Source organism: Rhodococcus sp. OK302 (assembly GCF_002245895.1).
Classification (GTDB): domain Bacteria; phylum Actinomycetota; class Actinomycetes; order Mycobacteriales; family Mycobacteriaceae; genus Rhodococcus_F.
Genome location: NZ_NPJZ01000001.1, coordinates 465,843 through 481,022, shown reverse-complemented (window position 1 = coordinate 481,022; position 15,180 = coordinate 465,843). Strand labels below are relative to the sequence as shown.

The window sequence follows — 15,180 nt, the reverse complement described above, 5'->3', positions numbered from 1 at the left end:
TCACTACTGGAGAGGCAATTGATAATGAGCGTTGTGCTGACCGAATTCTCCGACGGCATTGCTGTCATCACACTCAACCGTCCGGAAGCCAAGAATGCGGTTAATCTCGAACTTGCCATGGCCTTGGCTGCGGCGATCGACGAGTTCGAGGAACGGCCGGACCTCACCATAGGAATTCTCACCGGCGCGGGTGGAACATTCTGTGCCGGAATGGACCTCAAAGGATTTGCTCGCGGTGAAAAGCCATCTCTGCCGGGGAGAGGGTTCGCCGGGTTGACCGAGGCGCCGCCGTCGAAGCCGCTGATTGCGGCTGTGGAGGGATGGGCGCTGGCTGGTGGTTGCGAATTGGCGTTGGCTGCAGACTTGATTGTTGCATCGACGGACGCGAAATTCGGTCTACCCGAGGTGAAGCGGGGCCTGGCTGCTGCAGCCGGCGGACTCCTTCGTCTGCCGAAGATCTTGCCGTATCCCCTCGCCATGGAAATCGCGATCACCGGAGATCCACTGACTGCTCAAGTTGCACATCACCACGGACTGGTCAATCGACTGGCCGAACCAGGCCAAGCCTTGACCGTCGCACGTGAGTTGGCTGCGCGGGTCGCGGCCAACGGCCCGCTCGCTGTACGCGCAACCAAGCAGGTTTTGGCAATGTCTGCGCGATACACGGACCCGGACGCTTTTGCCGCACAGCGAGAGTTCATCGACCCGGTGTTCGCGTCCCGAGATGCCAAAGAGGGAGCAACAGCTTTCGCGGAGAAGCGCGCACCGATCTGGAGCGGTTCATGAGTGCAGTTGAGATCGAGCGTAACGGCGCAGTCGCTACGATTGTTCTCGATCGGCCGGATCGGCGCAACGCACTGGATCTGGATTCGTGGGTGACCTTGCGGAAGGCGGTACTCGAACTCCAGGACGATCCGCTGATCCGAGCGGTGATCCTGACCGGGGCCGGCGGAACATTCTGCGCGGGAGCCGATCTTGGAAGTCGTGGTGCCCTACATCCGCTGGACCGCATGAGAATTATCAACGCCACCGCGATTGCATGTGCGGAATTTTCCAAGCCACTGATCGCGAAAGTCGAGGGTTTTGCCGTCGGCGCGGGATGGAACTTGGCGTTGCTCTGTGACTTCGTGGTTGCCTCGAAGGATGCGAAGTTCAGTCAAATCTTTTCGAAGCGTGGGTTATCCGTGGATTTCGGTGGATCGTGGCTGCTACCCCGATTAGTCGGACTTCAGCAAGCTAAGAGATTGGTGATGCTGGCTGAGACGATCGACGCCCGAGAAGCGTTCGAACTGGGACTCGTCACCTACCTGGTCGATGCGGAGGAACTCGACGTCCGTACCCGGGCGCTGGCCGAGCGACTCGCTGACGGCCCGCCTGCTGCGTTGAGTCAGTCGGCCGCGATGCTCGAACATCACACGTCGCTCACCCTGCGTGAAGCACTCGACAATGAGGCGCGGGCCCAAGCCGTCAACTTCGCGACGGATGCGACCGATGCGGTTCGGGCCTTTGTGGAGAAGCGTGAGCCGGTGTTTACAGGTGGGTGGGCGGTTCCGGGTGTGACCGTATGATGGTGCGGTGGATCTACATTTTGTTGCCTACTTCGTGGCCGTTGTCGACCACGGTGGGATAACGAAGGCCGCTCAGGCACTGTATATCTCGCAGCCTTCGCTCTCTCAGGCCATTCGCACTCTCGAACGTCGGCTGGGGGTGACGCTTTTTGATCGGACCGGGCGGCGCCTGGTTCTCACGGAAGCCGGTCGGACGTTCGACCTCTCGGCACGCCGAATCCTGGCGGATGTAGAGCGCGCAAAAGCGAAGGTGGCGGCGGTTCGTGAACTGGAGTTCGGCCGCGTGGACGTGGTGTCTTACTCTGCATTTTCGATCGACCCGCTGGTTGAGCTGGTGCGGCGATTCCGTGCGAATTTCCCACGTATCGTCGTTCGAGTTTTCGACACGTACGGCCCTGCCGGAGTGGACACTGCGCTCAGGCGCGGATCTGCGGAAGTCGGTGTATCCGATCTCGGTGTCGCATACGAGGGCTTGGAGACTTCGCCACTTTCCGCTCAGGAACTGGTGCTTGCCGCACATTCCTCGTTGTCGGAACGGGTGGTCGAGTCCCTGTCCGATCCGGTTCCGCGGGCACTGCTCGACACTCTGCCACTCGTGGTTGATTTGGGTGACCCGTCGAGCCAGTTCCGTGGACTGCTCAGTGACGGCGCCCAGAATGTTGTTGTGGATTGTGTTCATCCGGTGACGACGTGGGAGCTGGTGCGTCGAGGGATCGGAGCCACCGTTGTACCGAAAAAGGTTGCACAACAACAGATGGCGGATGTTCGTACTTTCTCGTTCGATCCGCCGATGAAGCGTGACGTCTGCCTCGTGTATCGCTCCGGCGAGCAATCACCGGCCGCAGCTGCATTCATTGCAACCGCAGTCGAGATGGCCTCCGGCACTGCTCTTCTCTCAGAGAAGGATTGAGCCGTGGAATTTCGGCAGATGGAGTATTTTCTCGCGGTTGTGGAGAACAAGGGCATCAGCGGTGCTGCGGCCGCACTCGGTGTGGCTCAGCCGACCGTGTCGCAGGCGCTCCGTGGACTGGAACGCGAACTGGGAGTGCGACTCTTCCATCGGATCGGCCGTGGAATGGTGCTCAGTGCGGCCGGGCGCAGCCTGGTGGGACCGAGTCGTCAGGTGCTCAGGGATGTCGCTGCCGCCGAGGAGCAGTTGACGGCGTCCGACGGCGCGATAGTGGGGCGCCTCGACATCATGGCGTTTCCTGCTCTTACCCTGGGAACGATCGTCGATTTGATTGCAGAGTTCTGTCGGCGGTATCCGAAAGCGCGAGTGAGGTTTTCGGAGCTGACACGTGAAGACAATGTGGATGCCGTCATTCGTGACGGTCATTGTGAATTCGTGGTTGCTCACCTGCCGCTCGAGGCAGGGGAGGGGCTCGAGATCGTGGAACTCGGTGAGCAGGAGTATCTCTTGGTCTATCCGATAGGAACCGAACTGCCTGAGGGGCCGGTGATGCTCGCCGAGATGCCGGACATTCCGATGGTCTTCGTTCCGCGGGGCGCAGCGATGGGTGATGCGATCGAGGATTCGATCCGGAAGGCCGGAACCAGTCCGGAACTTGCGGTGGTCACCGAACAGAGGGAGTCGAGATTGCCGATGGTGATTGCGGGACTTGGTGGTTCGCTGGTCGAGCGAGCGGTAGCCGAGTCGATGCCCGACATGATTGTCAGGCGGGAATGTGAACCGCGCCTCCTTCGCATGTACGGTCTTGCTTTCGATCCGTCGGCGCTTTCCCCTGTGGGGCAGGCGTTCGTCGATTTGGTTCGCGAGCGCCTGCCCGAGGACTAGCGTCGGCAGATCCGTTCGCGGGCTGCGTCGAATTCTGTTGTCAGTCGCTCGACGAGTGTGCGGGTCGGAACCACGGAATTGACTGTCCCGATTCCTTGCCCGGCACCCCAGATGTCCCGCCAGGCCTTGGTATTCGAATCCGTTGTCGCGAAACTCATTGCGGAAGGATCGGATTCGGCGAGGTTCTCCGGGTCCAGGCCCGCGGCCTCGATGCTGCCGCGGAGGTAGTTGCCGTGCACTCCGGTGAACAGGTTGGAGTAGACGATGTCCGAGGCTCGGGACTCGACGATCATCTGTTTGTACGAGGGATCGGCATTTGCCTCCTCGGTCGCGATGAACGCGGACCCCACATAGGCAAGATCGGCACCTGCTGCGAGGGCTGCGAGTATCGAGTTTCCGTGAGCGATAGCACCCGAAAGCAACAGTGGCCCGGTGAACCACCCGCGGATCTCCTGAATCAGCGCGAACGGTGACTGCCGGCCGGCGTGGCCGCCTGCGCCGGTAGCTACCGCAACGAGTCCGTCAGCACCTTTCTCGACGGCCTTGCGCGCAAAGTGATTGTCGATGACGTCATGCAAGACGATTCCACCGTAGGCATGGACGGCGTCGTTGATGTCGGTGCGGGCGCCGAGCGATGTGATGACAATCGGTACCTCGAACTCCACGATGGTCGCCAGATCCTCTTTCAAACGATCGTTCGACCGATGGACGATCAGGTTGACGGCAAACGGGGCGGAGGGGCTTTCCGGGTGTTCACGGTCATGTTCTTCGCGGGCCGTAGTGATAACTTTCAGCCAGTCGTGCAGTGCTGATTGTGGACGAGCATTCAGTGCGGGAAACGAGCCGATGATGCCGGCGGTGCATTGCGCGATCACGAGGTCGGGCGTCGAGACGATGAACATCGGTGACGCGAGAACTGGAACGCGCAGTTGTGAGGTCAGGTCGGCGAAGGTGGTCATCGGGAACCATCCGTCCTATGGGTAGCTTCGAGGAGTCTCGACCGGAGATCGGTTTTCAGGACTTTGCCGGTAGCCGAGGTGGGGAGGAGTTCCACTTCGATGACGTCGCGAATCTTCTTGTACGGCAGCACCTGTTCGGCAACGAACGTCTTGATCTGCTCGGCGTCGAATTCGAATCCGGGGATTGTCACAACGAAGGCCACGGGTTCCTGCCCATTGCTGCCTACCGCGCGCCCGACGACGGCAGCCGTCGAGATAGCTGGATGCGATACCAGGATCTCTTCGAGTTCGCGGGGATAGACGTTGTACCCCTTGTAGATCAGCATGTCCTTGGCTCGATCACAGATGAAGATGTAGCCGTCCGAGTCTCGGTAGGCGATATCTCCCGTGTCCAGCCATCCGTCGGAGAACTGCTCTGCAGTGGCGAGTGGGTGGCCGAGATAGCCGTCGGTGACCTGGGGGCCGCGCACCCACAGTTCGCCGCGTTCGTTCTGGCCGAGGACGGTGCGCCGATCAGTCTGGTCGCGGATCTGAACTTCAGTGTCGAATATCGGTAAACCTACACTGCCTTGCCGATATTCGGCGCCGTTGACCAACGGCGCTGCCGTGACCACGCAGGTAGCCTCGGTGAGGCCGTAGCCCTCGACGACGAGAGCCTTGGGAAAAACGAGACGGAGCGCAGCGAGCGTGACGCTGTCGATCGGGGCAGCACCGGAGGACACGACGCAGACGCTGTCGGTGTTGCGAACCGTGGCGTCTGGGTGGATCGACAGTGCATTCCACATGGTGGGGGAGCCGGTGAGGTAAGTTGCCTTGTGCGATTCGATCAGCTCGAGCATTCGACCGGGTTCGAACCGGCCGGCGAACACTTGAGTGAGCCCGGAGATCAACAGAAATGACGTGTTGAGCAACGAATGTGCGTGGAAGAGCGGTGAGACCACGATGGTCGCCCCGGTTCCCGGCGTCGGTCCGAGTACATCGAGGTCGTCGATCGGACGCGGCGTTACGAGTCCGTCGACGCCTACTTCCAACTCGTGTCCGGTTCGCCACCCGCACATCTGAGTTATGTTGCCGACGACGTTGCGGTGAAGAACGCGAACACCTTTGGAGACTCCGGTGGTGCCGCCGGTGAACGCGATGTGCGCGATACCTTCTCCGCCAACAGAAACGGGCGTGAACTGGGTGGGGAGACCCGCCAGGAATGCATCGAACGTGACGATGCGTGGATCCTGCTCGTGAGTACTACTTTCCGAATCTCGAACTGTCACGATGGCGCGTATCGACGTTCCTGACGAGGCGCGGAGAAGTGTGGGCAATTGAGCGTCCTGAGTGACTGCTGCGACAGCGGACGTCTCGTCGATCTGCTTACGGAGACCAGGCTCAGGTTGGAGCGGATTGACGAGGGTGACCGTGGTACCGGCCTGCAGCGAACCATAGTAGGCCTCGAGGAATTCGATGCAGTTCCCGAGGTGAAGCAATACGACGTCGCCGGGGACGATTCCAGCGCGGCGCAACCCACCGGCGAATTGTGCACTGCGCTTACCGAGTTCGCGGAACGTGCACGTACGCTCCCCGTCCACGACAGCAATGCGATCACCGTAGAGGGCCACCATGCTCGGCGCCCAGTAGGCCATGGTGGTGTCCGGGTACCGCATGCTGTGGCGTAGTTGTGGGTTGGCAGTCATGGTCGTACCCGTCATCGGGGCGCCATCCGGATAGCGCCGTCAAGACGAATGGTTTCACCGTTGAGGTAGCCGTTTTCGAGTATCGAGACTGCCAATTGGCCGAACTCGTCGGGGCGGCCCAATCGTGAAGGATTGGGAACCGATGCTTCGAGTGCGGTGCGCACGTCTTCACGCAGGCGAGCCAGCAACGGGGTATCCATGATTCCGGGTGCAATGGTGTTGACGCGGATTCCTCGGCTTGCAAGGTCACGTGCAGCGGTGACGGTCATACCGACGATTCCGGCTTTGGAGGCGGTGTAGTTGATCTGGCCGATCTGACCTTCGAATGCAGCTGCCGATGCTGTCATGACGATGACTCCACGTTCACCGTCGAGATCGTCGAGCTGTGCCATCCGTTCTGCGCCGAGGCGAAGGGCATTGAATGTTCCGACGAGATTGAGCTTGACGACGAATTCGAAATCCTCGACGGAGCCGGGTTTTCCGTCCTTGTCGAGGATCCTCATACGACGACCGGCGCCCGCACAATGGACGACAGCACGCAGGCCGCCACGCTCGTGGGCGGAATCCAGCGCTTCCGCGAACTGTTCGCTGTCGGTGACGTCGGCCTCGGCGAACTGTGCGTCCGGTCCAAGTTCGGCAGCTACTTTCTTACCATCGGAAGACGGCAGATCGATCAGCGTAACCTGCGCCCCGACATCGAGCAGTCTGCGAGCAGTCGCCAGGCCCAGACCTGATGCGCCACCGGTGATTGCGGTTGAGAGTCCCTCGAGTTTCATGTATCGGTTCTTCTTCCTGTGAGATTACGGATTGTCGGAAAGCAACGTCGGTTCAGATCAATTCGAGAATGGTGGCATTCGCCATTCCGCCGGCTTCGCACATCGACTGAAGGCCGTAACGGATTCCCTGGTCGCGCATGTGATGGGCGAGTCGAGTCATCAGGATTGCGCCGGATCCGCCTAGCGGATGACCGACAGCAATGGCACCGCCGAGTGGATTCAATCGGTTGAGATCGGCTCCGGTTTCTGCCTGCCAGGCAAGTGGAACGGGCGCAAACGCCTCGTTGATCTCGAAGGCGCCGATGTCGTCGATGGACAGCCCGGATCTATTCAAAGCCTTTGCGGTGGCGGCGATCGGGCCGGTAAGCATGATGACTGGATCGTCTGCTGCAACGACGGCGGTGTGAATCCGTACCAGGGGCTTCCATCCGCGGGAACGCGCGTACTCGCTGGTCGTTACGAGGGTCGCACCGGCACCGTCCGAGATCTGGGAAGAGTTTCCGGCATGGATTACGCCTTCGGTATCGAATGCCGGAGCAAGCTTTCCCAACGATTCAAGGGTTCCTCCTCGGCGGATGCCCTCGTCCTGGTGCAGCCCTCCAATGGGGGTGATCTGGCCGGTGAACGCTCCGGCATCGGTTGCTGCCGCCGCTAACTCGTGCGAGCGGAGTGAGTATTCGTCCACCGCGGTGCGGGTAAGTGCCCATTTCCGTGCCATCATCTCGGCGCCGGTTCCCTGACTGAATCCGTCCACGCCGTAGCGCTCGAGCACCGCGGCTGGAAAATGCTCACCGTTCTTGCTGGCCGATCCCATTGGGACTCGTGACATCGATTCCACTCCGCCGGCAACGACGACGTCGTTTTGCCCGGAAATGACGGTTGCAGCGGCAAAGGACACAGCTTGCTGGCTGGAACCGCAGGCGCGGGTGAGGGTTACGCCGGGAACACTGTCTGGCCAGCCTGCGGCGAGTGCTGCAGTGCGCGCGCCGTTTCCGGCTTGTTCACCGACTTGTCCGACGCATCCCCAGATCACGTCGTCGACGGTAGCTGGGTCGAGTCCGGTTCGTTCGGCCAAAGCACGCAGCACGTGTGCGGACAGTTCTGCCGGATGAATCTCCGAGAGGGATCGACCGCGTCGACCGATCGGTGTACGTACGGCGTCGACTATGACGGCATCTCGCATGTGTGTCTCCTACTGTCTGTTCTCGGTACGGCGTGTTTCGAGTCGATCATGGGTGGATGCGACTCGGCAATGTCTTTCAGTGAATAGCTTTGTTAGGGAATAGCTATGAGTGACCTACTTATCCTCGGATGAGCTTGCGATCCCGATCGGGGTTTGCGAACACAAACACGAGAACTGCTGCGACGTCACCGCTCATCCCGAGGGCCTGGAATGACTGGGCGTAGCCGTCGGCCGGTGTCGCGACGTTGTCCACAATGTCGCCTGTTGCGGTGGGCGCAACTCGGAGATCGTCGCGTTGACGAGCGGAAGGTGGTGGCCGAGAATCCGTATCCGACGGACACCATCGCGACAGCGACGACGGGAGTGGAGATCTGCGACAGGAAGAACAAGGATCGCACCGCAGATCAGGACGCCGACCGAGGTAACTATGACGCGAACGGTGTGAGAGGAGAACCGGCGGTGCTTTCGGTGTGGTCGGTTCGGACTGCACTACTCGTATAAGGACTTTCGGACCACCCGGCGATCCAGAAGATTATCCACACGATTGCCTATGTGTTGCAGGTCAGGCTGTATTGGTACGTCCTAACCGAGGCATAGGTGATTGGTTGTGGATCACGTCCAGAGCTTGGGGCAGAGTGGGATCAGCGCCATCGTGCTTCCCCCCATCGACTGACTGGAGTCCATACATGCAGCGCACCGTGTTCAACGAAGACCACGAGGCATTTCGGGCAACCATTCGAGATTTCATCGCGAAGGAAGTTGTACCGGTCCACGAGGAGTGGGAAGAAGACGGGCATCCTCCGCGCGACTTCTATCGTCGACTGGGCGAGTTGGGCGTACTCGGGATTCAGGTGCCGGAAGAATACGGCGGCGGCGGCGAGAAGTCACTCAAATTCAACGTCGTAGTTGCCGAAGAGGTGGCTGCCGCCGGGGCGTCATTCGGATCGCAGTCGGTGCATACCAATCTGATCTTGCCGTATCTCGTCGAGTATGCGAACGACGACCAGAAGGCGCGTTGGCTCCCCGGCTTCGCTTCAGGCGACCTGATGTTTGCCATCGCGATGACCGAACCTGGTACCGGATCGGATCTCGCAAACATTGCGACCACCGCCAAGCTGTCCGAAGACGGCACGCATTACGTGGTCAATGGAGCCAAGACGTTCATCACCGGTGGTGTTCTTGCCGATCGTGTCCTCGTGGTGTGCCGGACCTCGGCCAGCACTGCGGAGAACCGTCGCAGTGGATTGTCGATACTAGTGGTCGATACGTCCTCACCCGGATTCTCTGTTGGTCGCAAGATCAACAAGATTGGCCTGAAAACCTCGGATACCGCGGAACTTTCGTTTGTAGACGTTCACGTTCCGGTGGAAGATCGGCTGGGTGAGGAGGGTTACGGATTCTCCTACTTGACCCACAACCTGGCTCAAGAACGATTGACCATCGCATACGGTGCTGCCGCGACAGCCAATGCTGCGCTTCGCTTCGCGATCGACTACGTCAAGGAACGCAAGGTTTTCGGCAAGCCCGTCGCGGCGTTCCAGAACACCAAATTTGTTCTGGCGGAATGTGCTACCGAGGTCGACGCCATTCAGTTGATGGTGGACAACGCCCTGGAATGCCACGATCGTGGCACGCTGACAATTCCGGACGCTGCCAAAGCGAAGCTGTTCTGCACCGAGGCGGCGGGGAGAGTCATCGACAAGTGCCTTCAGTTGCATGGCGGGTACGGGTACATCACCGAGTATCCCATCGCGCGCCTGTACGCCGATACACGCGTAACTCGAATTTATGGTGGCACAAGTGAAGTCATGAAGACCATCATTGCGAAGGATCTCGGCCTCTGAGAGCTTCTCCCGACATGCCTTCGGCCTCGGGAACTGTTCCCGAGGCCGAAAGGATTTGCGGTATGTCTACTGCGATGGAACTCCGATGATGCCCTGAGCAACCAATTCGGCTGTCTGTTCGCCGGTGGTGCCGAGGATGTCCGCCAGAATCGACGTCGAATCTTCCCCGACTTCCGAGGCCGGCCCGGTGGCGAAGTGGGAACCGTTGAACGACGCGGGATTGGCGGCAGCGAGGTAGGAGCCGATTCGAGGCTGCTCGAGAGGCGAGAACATCGGGTTGTTCTCGAGTTCACCGGATTTTACGACGTCTGCGAAACTTCGGTAGCGCTCAAACAGGACCGATGTCTTATCCAGTGCTGCAATAACTTCGGATCCCGAATGCTCACGGAACCATCGTGAGAACAGGGCAGTGAGAACTTCGCGGTGCCGGTACCGGTCTGCTTCCGTACTGAAATCTGCACCCAACGCAGATTCGACGGCATCCACGGCGACCGCTGTGCCGGTAACCGCAGTGAGGTCGCGAAAATGTCGGGTGGTGAGAGCGACGAGCATGAAGCGTTCGTTGTCGCTGGTGACAAAGTCGATTCCGTACGTGCCGTAGACGGCGTTGCCACCGTATTCACGACACTGTCCATTGATCTGGACTTCGGTGAGGTATCCGAGAGTGCCGGCGGTAGCCAGGGCGACGTCTTCGAGCGGAAGCGTGATCTGCGACCCGGTTCCAGTTGAATCACGCTTGCGTACCGCGGCCGTGATGGCAAGTGCCGCATACAGTCCGCAGGCCATATCCCAAGCCGGTAGTACGTGATTGACGACGCCGGCATAGTCAGCGGGCCCGGTCATCATCGGAAATCCCAACGCGGCATTGACGGTGTAGTCGACTCCGGGACTGCCGTCGCGGCGGCCGAGAATTTCGAGGGTGATGACATCGTGTCGCAGTGCTGAGAGGGCGTCGTGGCTCATCCATCCGCGCCCGCCCGCATTGGTCACCAAGATGCCGTTGCCCACGCCCGGCGCGGTGACGAGTTGTTGCACCAAGGCCTGGCCCTCGTCGGATCGCATGTTTACTGCAAGAGATTTCTTGCCCTTGTTGAGTCCGGTCCAGTAGATACTCTCGCCCTGATCGGTGACGGGCCAGCGGTGGTAATCAGAAGCGCCGCCGATCGGGTCGATCCGGATTACCTCGGCGCCCAATTGGGAGAGCGTGAGTCCACACAGTGGAGCGGCGACAAAGCTGGAGACCTCGATGATGCGAAGGCCGGACAACGGGGCTGCGGGTTGGGTCATCGGTGATCCTTCAGCGGTAGGCGAGTGTGCGATCATGCCATCAGCGCTGTGAAACGCCAGTCCAGGACGGGGGCATCCGCGGCAGAAGCATTGTGGGCGAATACAAGCGAACGCAATTCGAGCGCAGTACCTTGCTCCAGTGGCGTCGAGCTTTCGACGTGCAGTTCGCTCGTGAGCGTGTCGCCTTCGTGGACCGGTCCGGTGTGATCGCAGGAATGCCATCCGAGAACGGTCACCATGTTGGGTAGAGCGCGTGTGGCTTGAGCCAGCGCAATTCCGATGGTGTGACCACCGTAGACGAGGCGGCCTTGCGCGCCGGCGCGTTCGTCATGATGTGTCGCCGCGATATTGAGGCTCAGGCGTGCGAGTTCGGGTGCGCTGGAGACAACGTCGCCGCTGCTTCGGAAGATGGAACCGACAAGTTCTTGCTCGAAGTGCTTGCCGGGAACCTTGTTTCGGTAGACATCGAGATTCCATCCGTCTGGTGAGACGTACGGAGCGACAACAGCGGGCCCGATGGCGGAGAGATCATCGTTGTGTCGAACTCGCGAGTCGTTGGGGCTACTGCTGAGCGGCAGCATCGCACAGCGATAGAAGTCGAGGACGGTGTTGCCGTTCTGATCGGCTGACGTCATGCGCAGTGCTGCAAGACCGGTGGGCGCACGGCCGGGCTTCGATGAGTTCTCTCGGAGTCCGACAACCTCGGTGCGCGTATACAAGGTATCGCCGAGGACGGGAAAACGATGAAAGCGCAGTCCGCGGTAGAACAGGTTGGCCTTCACGTGGTGGGTGACCACAGTGGACTGGCCGATCGCTATGTCTGTGACCAGACCTGGATTAGCGACTGGTGCAGTGGATCCGGTGATCGCAGCGGAGAGATGCGCATCCAGCGAGAGTCGCATCCGGTCGCCGAGGATGGCCTGGTGAGTGGCAGCGAGACCGCTGGTGAGCGTGACAGCGGGTGCCTCGTCGAAGATTTGTCCGTGACTGAGTTCGTCGAAGTACGGTCCGCCGACATAGTTTTCGCTCATGCGCTGATTCCTTCGGCTTTGGCGAGAGTCCGGCGTGCCGCGACAGCGACGGCTTCGTCGAGCATCTGACCGTCGAGTTGGGCTGCGCCGGCGCCCAAGTTTTCTGCTTCCTCCAGTGCAGCGAGGACCCGTCGTGCGTCAGTGACGGCGTCATCGGAAGGAGTGAATGCCGCAGTAGCAGAATCGATCTGAGCGGGGTGTATGACCCATTTTCCGTCGAATCCCAGTGCGCTTGTCCAGGCCGCCGAGCGCCGGAAATCGTCGTTGTCGGCGATGCCGAGGAAGGGGCCGTCGATCGCAGCGATACCGGCCGCGCGGCACGCGATCAGGATCCTGTCCTGAATCGCCAACCAGTGCTCCGGAAGGGCTCTACGTGAGCGTCCCAGTGCCGCACCGAGATCCGCGTAGCCGATGACGGCGGCGTGCAGTCGTGGCGTTGCCGCGCAGATGGTGTCGACATTCTGGACTCCGAGGGGTGTCTCGATCAGAGCTTGAAGGGATGTGCCGGTGGCCCCGAGGATGCTCTCGGCCTCGAGAAGCTCTGCGGGCGTCTCGACTTTGGGGACGATTACGCTGGTGAGGGACTCTCCGAGCGCGCCGCAGGCTGTGAGGTCGTCGCGCGCCCACGGTGTTGTCAGCCCGTTGATTCGGACCGACACGGTGCGAGTCGTGCCGAATTCCTGCACCAGTTGTACGACAAGATTTCGTGCGATTTCTTTGTTCGCGGAGGTGACGGCGTCCTCGAGATCGAGGATCACTTCGTCGGCGGTGGACGCCAGAGCCTTGCGTGCCTTGCGCTCGTCGGAACCGGGCGCGACCAGGGAGGTGCGTCGCCGGACAGGTCGGTATTCGTTGTTGTCCACGTGTGTCGATTACCTCGATCAGGGGCCAAATGTACGGCCAGTTGAATATGTAGTGAGCTGCCGCGAATCGTCCGGAAGTGCTTCGAACTTCCCACGATGCTGGCAGTCGCTACGGGTGACTGTCAAGGTCGGGTGTTGACATTGGGCGAACAATGACTAAATATGGCCGTACAAACTTTGAACAAAGTCGAGGCGGATTCATGCTCAAGCTCAACGACGAAGAGACCTTCCTGATCGAGACTGTGCGGACTTTCATTGACCGCGAGGTCAAGCCGTCCGTGCAGCAGGTGGAACACGCAAACGAATATCCCGAAAAGTGGATCGACCAGATGAAGCAGATCGGGATCTACGGACTGGCGATCCCCGAGGAATACGGCGGATCTCCCGTGTCGATGCCGTGCTACGCGCAGGTGACCCAGGAACTGTCCCGGGGCTGGATGACCCTCGCCGGTGCCATGGGTGGGCATACGGTGGTTGCCAAGCTGATCACTCTCTACGGCACCGAAGAGCAGAAGCGGAAGTACCTCCCGCGGATGGCGACCGGCGAGATCCGGGCGACCATGGCGCTGACCGAGCCCGGTGGTGGCTCCGATCTGCAGGCCATGACTACCAACGCCAAGAGCGACGGCACCGACCTGGTCATCAACGGCGCCAAAACGTGGATCACCAATGCGCGTCGGTCCGGTGTGATCGCGCTGCTGTGCAAGACGGACCCCGCTGCCAGTCCGCGTCACGCCGGTATCTCCATCGTCCTGGTTGAGCAGGGCGATGGACTCAACGTTTCGCGTGACTTGCCGAAACTCGGGTACAAGGGCGTCGAGAGTTGCGAGTTGTCCTTCGACAACTACCGCATCTCTGAAACCGCGATCTTGGGTGGGACTCCGGGCAAGGGTTTCGGTCAGATGATGAAGGGGCTCGAAACCGGCCGCATCCAGGTGGCGTGCCGAGCGCTCGGCGTGGCCACCGCAGCACTCGAGGATTCACTTGCTTACGCCCAGCAGCGTGAGAGCTTCGGGAAGCCGATCTGGAAGCATCAGTCGATCGGAAACTACCTGGCGGACATGGCAACCAAGCTTACTGCTGCACGCCAGCTGACCTGGCATGCTGCGCAGATGTACGACAGCGGCGAGCGTTGCGATATGGAAGCGGGAATGGCCAAGCTGTATGCCTCCGAGGTTGCGATGGAAATTGCGTTGTCCGCGGTGCGTATTCACGGTGGCTACGGCTACTCGACGGAATACGACGTCGAACGGTACTTCCGCGACGCGCCACTCATGATCGTCGGCGAGGGCACCAACGAGATTCAGCGCAATGTGATCGTTGCGCAACTGGTCGCACGCGGCGGACTGTGACCGCCCGGTGAGCAAGTAGAATCTGATCGCTATGAGCGGTAAGGAAAGAGAGACGGAGCCGGCGTACCAACGCCTCTCCCGTGAGCTTCGTGCGCAGATATCCGCTGGAACTTACCGCGACGGACTTCAATTGCCGACGGAATCCGAACTGGCACAGCAATATGGTGTGAGCAGGCAAACCGTGCGTCGCGCCTTCCACGACCTGGTTTCCGAAGGCATTGTGTACCGGGTTCCGGGGCGCGGAACGTTTGTCTCCGAGAACAGCGGCCGCTACCTGCGTCACCACGGATCCATCGAGGATCTCATGAACCTCTCGCGTGACACCACGATGGAAGTGGTGTCACCGTTGCAACGACGGATGGACATCGAGGCTGCCAGCAGGCTCCGTCTCGACACCGATGTGGTGTACACGGTGGTGTTCCGTAGATTCCACGAAGGTGTTCCGTTTGTGCAGACTACGGCGCATTTGCCTGAGGCGATTGCCCGTCACATCGTCGACGCGCCTGAGATGGCGGCTGGTGCCGTCAGTGCCTACACCGTGATCGGGCTGCTGGAACCTTTGCTGGAAAGTCCAATAATCGAAGCGGCGCAGTCGATTACAGTGGCACCTGCTACTGATTCGGTGGCGAGGGATGTGCATTGCGAGCCGGGGCATCCGATGTTGCGAGTAGACCGTCTCTATTCGAACGCTGCGGGCCTGGCCAACGAATTGTCGGTGAGCTACTTCTTGCCCGAGCAGTACACCTATCGTGTGACGCTACGTCGAGGCGCGCACTAGCGTTCGGTGTATCTCTCTGTCACCCATGATCTTTCAGTGGATAGCCATGTAAATTTACA

The 15,180-nt window shown here is 60.3% G+C and carries 14 protein-coding genes and 2 pseudogenes; 7 read left to right on the top strand and 9 right to left on the bottom strand.

Translation table 11 applies throughout. The features are described from left to right. Nucleotides 1-24 precede the first annotated feature (24 nt). The 4 genes from BDB13_RS02130 to BDB13_RS02115 are packed head-to-tail and all read left to right on the top strand — an operon-like array spanning nucleotide 25 to nucleotide 3,363. Nucleotides 25-786, top strand: a complete 762-nt coding sequence (locus BDB13_RS02130; RefSeq protein WP_094270199.1) for a crotonase/enoyl-CoA hydratase family protein — start codon at nucleotides 25-27, stop codon at nucleotides 784-786. Next, nucleotides 783-1,568, top strand: a complete 786-nt coding sequence (locus tag BDB13_RS02125; protein WP_094270198.1) for an enoyl-CoA hydratase/isomerase family protein — start codon at nucleotides 783-785, stop codon at nucleotides 1,566-1,568. Before BDB13_RS02130 ends, BDB13_RS02125 begins: the two co-directional genes overlap by 4 nt. 7 nt (nucleotides 1,569-1,575) lie before the next feature. Continuing rightward, nucleotides 1,576-2,478, top strand: coding sequence for a LysR family transcriptional regulator (locus BDB13_RS02120; RefSeq protein WP_094270197.1), 903 nt, complete (start codon nucleotides 1,576-1,578; stop codon nucleotides 2,476-2,478). Nucleotides 2,479-2,481: 3 nt separating this feature from the next. Then, nucleotides 2,482-3,363: a LysR family transcriptional regulator gene (locus BDB13_RS02115; RefSeq protein ID WP_094270196.1), complete on the top strand. Its 882-nt coding sequence runs from the start codon at nucleotides 2,482-2,484 to the stop codon at nucleotides 3,361-3,363. Here BDB13_RS02115 and BDB13_RS02110 read toward each other — a convergent pair. The 6 genes and pseudogenes from BDB13_RS02110 to BDB13_RS33765 form a co-directional block, all read right to left on the bottom strand. Further along, on the bottom strand, nucleotides 3,360-4,322 hold the full coding sequence (locus tag BDB13_RS02110; RefSeq protein ID WP_094270195.1) for an NAD(P)H-dependent flavin oxidoreductase: 963 nt from the start codon (nucleotides 4,320-4,322) through the stop codon (nucleotides 3,360-3,362). The genes BDB13_RS02115 and BDB13_RS02110 overlap by 4 nt on opposite strands. After that, nucleotides 4,319-6,022, bottom strand: a complete 1,704-nt coding sequence (locus BDB13_RS02105) for a class I adenylate-forming enzyme family protein (protein ID WP_094270194.1) — start codon at nucleotides 6,020-6,022, stop codon at nucleotides 4,319-4,321. The genes BDB13_RS02110 and BDB13_RS02105 overlap by 4 nt, the downstream gene beginning before the upstream one ends. Next, nucleotides 6,019-6,783, bottom strand: coding sequence for an SDR family NAD(P)-dependent oxidoreductase (locus BDB13_RS02100; RefSeq protein ID WP_094270193.1), 765 nt, complete (start codon nucleotides 6,781-6,783; stop codon nucleotides 6,019-6,021). Before BDB13_RS02100 ends, BDB13_RS02105 begins: the two co-directional genes overlap by 4 nt. 52 nt (nucleotides 6,784-6,835) lie before the next feature. Further along, nucleotides 6,836-7,966, bottom strand: a complete 1,131-nt coding sequence (locus BDB13_RS02095) for a thiolase family protein (protein ID WP_094270192.1) — start codon at nucleotides 7,964-7,966, stop codon at nucleotides 6,836-6,838. Between the two features lie 118 nt (nucleotides 7,967-8,084). Then, a pseudogene (locus tag BDB13_RS33770) lies at nucleotides 8,085-8,222 on the bottom strand (MFS transporter); the annotation flags it as partial. Between the two features lie 5 nt (nucleotides 8,223-8,227). Then, a pseudogene (locus BDB13_RS33765) lies at nucleotides 8,228-8,419 on the bottom strand (MFS transporter); the annotation flags it as partial. 233 nt (nucleotides 8,420-8,652) lie between these two features. On the opposite strand from BDB13_RS33765, the gene BDB13_RS02085 reads away from it, so the two are divergent. Further along, a complete protein-coding gene (locus tag BDB13_RS02085; RefSeq protein ID WP_094270191.1) occupies nucleotides 8,653-9,810 on the top strand; it encodes an acyl-CoA dehydrogenase family protein in 1,158 nt (385 codons plus the stop codon). 66 nt (nucleotides 9,811-9,876) lie between these two features. On the opposite strand, the gene BDB13_RS02080 is transcribed toward BDB13_RS02085, so the two are convergent. Genes BDB13_RS02080 through BDB13_RS02070 form a run of 3 tightly spaced genes read right to left on the bottom strand, consistent with a single transcriptional unit; the run spans nucleotide 9,877 to nucleotide 12,991 of the window. Further along, nucleotides 9,877-11,097, bottom strand: coding sequence for a CoA transferase (locus BDB13_RS02080; RefSeq protein ID WP_094270190.1), 1,221 nt, complete (start codon nucleotides 11,095-11,097; stop codon nucleotides 9,877-9,879). Nucleotides 11,098-11,129: 32 nt separating this feature from the next. Then, a complete protein-coding gene (locus BDB13_RS02075; RefSeq protein ID WP_094270189.1) occupies nucleotides 11,130-12,128 on the bottom strand; it encodes a MaoC family dehydratase in 999 nt (332 codons plus the stop codon). Further along, nucleotides 12,125-12,991 (bottom strand): HpcH/HpaI aldolase/citrate lyase family protein, encoded by an 867-nt coding sequence (locus tag BDB13_RS02070; protein ID WP_094270188.1) that lies wholly within the window; start codon nucleotides 12,989-12,991, stop codon nucleotides 12,125-12,127. The genes BDB13_RS02075 and BDB13_RS02070 overlap by 4 nt, the downstream gene beginning before the upstream one ends. Before the next feature lie 200 nt (nucleotides 12,992-13,191). Here BDB13_RS02070 and BDB13_RS02065 point away from each other — a divergent pair, with 200 nt between their 5' ends. Both BDB13_RS02065 and BDB13_RS02060 read left to right on the top strand, forming a co-directional pair. Continuing rightward, entirely contained in the window at nucleotides 13,192-14,343 is a 1,152-nt protein-coding gene (locus BDB13_RS02065; protein ID WP_094270187.1) for an acyl-CoA dehydrogenase family protein, read from the top strand. 31 nt (nucleotides 14,344-14,374) lie between these two features. After that, the gene (locus BDB13_RS02060) at nucleotides 14,375-15,121 is read left to right on the top strand and encodes a GntR family transcriptional regulator (RefSeq protein ID WP_094270186.1); all 747 of its coding nucleotides are present in this window, start codon (nucleotides 14,375-14,377) and stop codon (nucleotides 15,119-15,121) included. Nucleotides 15,122-15,180 lie beyond the last annotated feature (59 nt).

Bases quoted from the DNA above. Each gene is read 5' to 3' on its own strand.
- BDB13_RS02130 (WP_094270199.1), top strand. From the start codon at position 25: ATGAGCGTTGTGCTGACCGAATTCTCCGACGGCATTGCTGTCATCACA.
- BDB13_RS02075 (WP_094270189.1), bottom strand. From the start codon at position 12,128: ATGAGCGAAAACTATGTCGGCGGACCGTACTTCGACGAACTCAGTCAC.
- BDB13_RS02060 (WP_094270186.1), top strand. From the start codon at position 14,375: ATGAGCGGTAAGGAAAGAGAGACGGAGCCGGCGTACCAACGCCTCTCC.
- BDB13_RS02100 (WP_094270193.1), bottom strand. From the start codon at position 6,783: ATGAAACTCGAGGGACTCTCAACCGCAATCACCGGTGGCGCATCAGGT.
- BDB13_RS02095 (WP_094270192.1), bottom strand. From the start codon at position 7,966: ATGCGAGATGCCGTCATAGTCGACGCCGTACGTACACCGATCGGTCGA.
- BDB13_RS02065 (WP_094270187.1), top strand. From the start codon at position 13,192: ATGCTCAAGCTCAACGACGAAGAGACCTTCCTGATCGAGACTGTGCGG.
- BDB13_RS02085 (WP_094270191.1), top strand. From the start codon at position 8,653: ATGCAGCGCACCGTGTTCAACGAAGACCACGAGGCATTTCGGGCAACC.
- BDB13_RS02080 (WP_094270190.1), bottom strand. From the start codon at position 11,097: ATGACCCAACCCGCAGCCCCGTTGTCCGGCCTTCGCATCATCGAGGTC.
- BDB13_RS02125 (WP_094270198.1), top strand. From the start codon at position 783: ATGAGTGCAGTTGAGATCGAGCGTAACGGCGCAGTCGCTACGATTGTT.
- BDB13_RS02110 (WP_094270195.1), bottom strand. From the start codon at position 4,322: ATGACCACCTTCGCCGACCTGACCTCACAACTGCGCGTTCCAGTTCTC.
- BDB13_RS02105 (WP_094270194.1), bottom strand. From the start codon at position 6,022: ATGACGGGTACGACCATGACTGCCAACCCACAACTACGCCACAGCATG.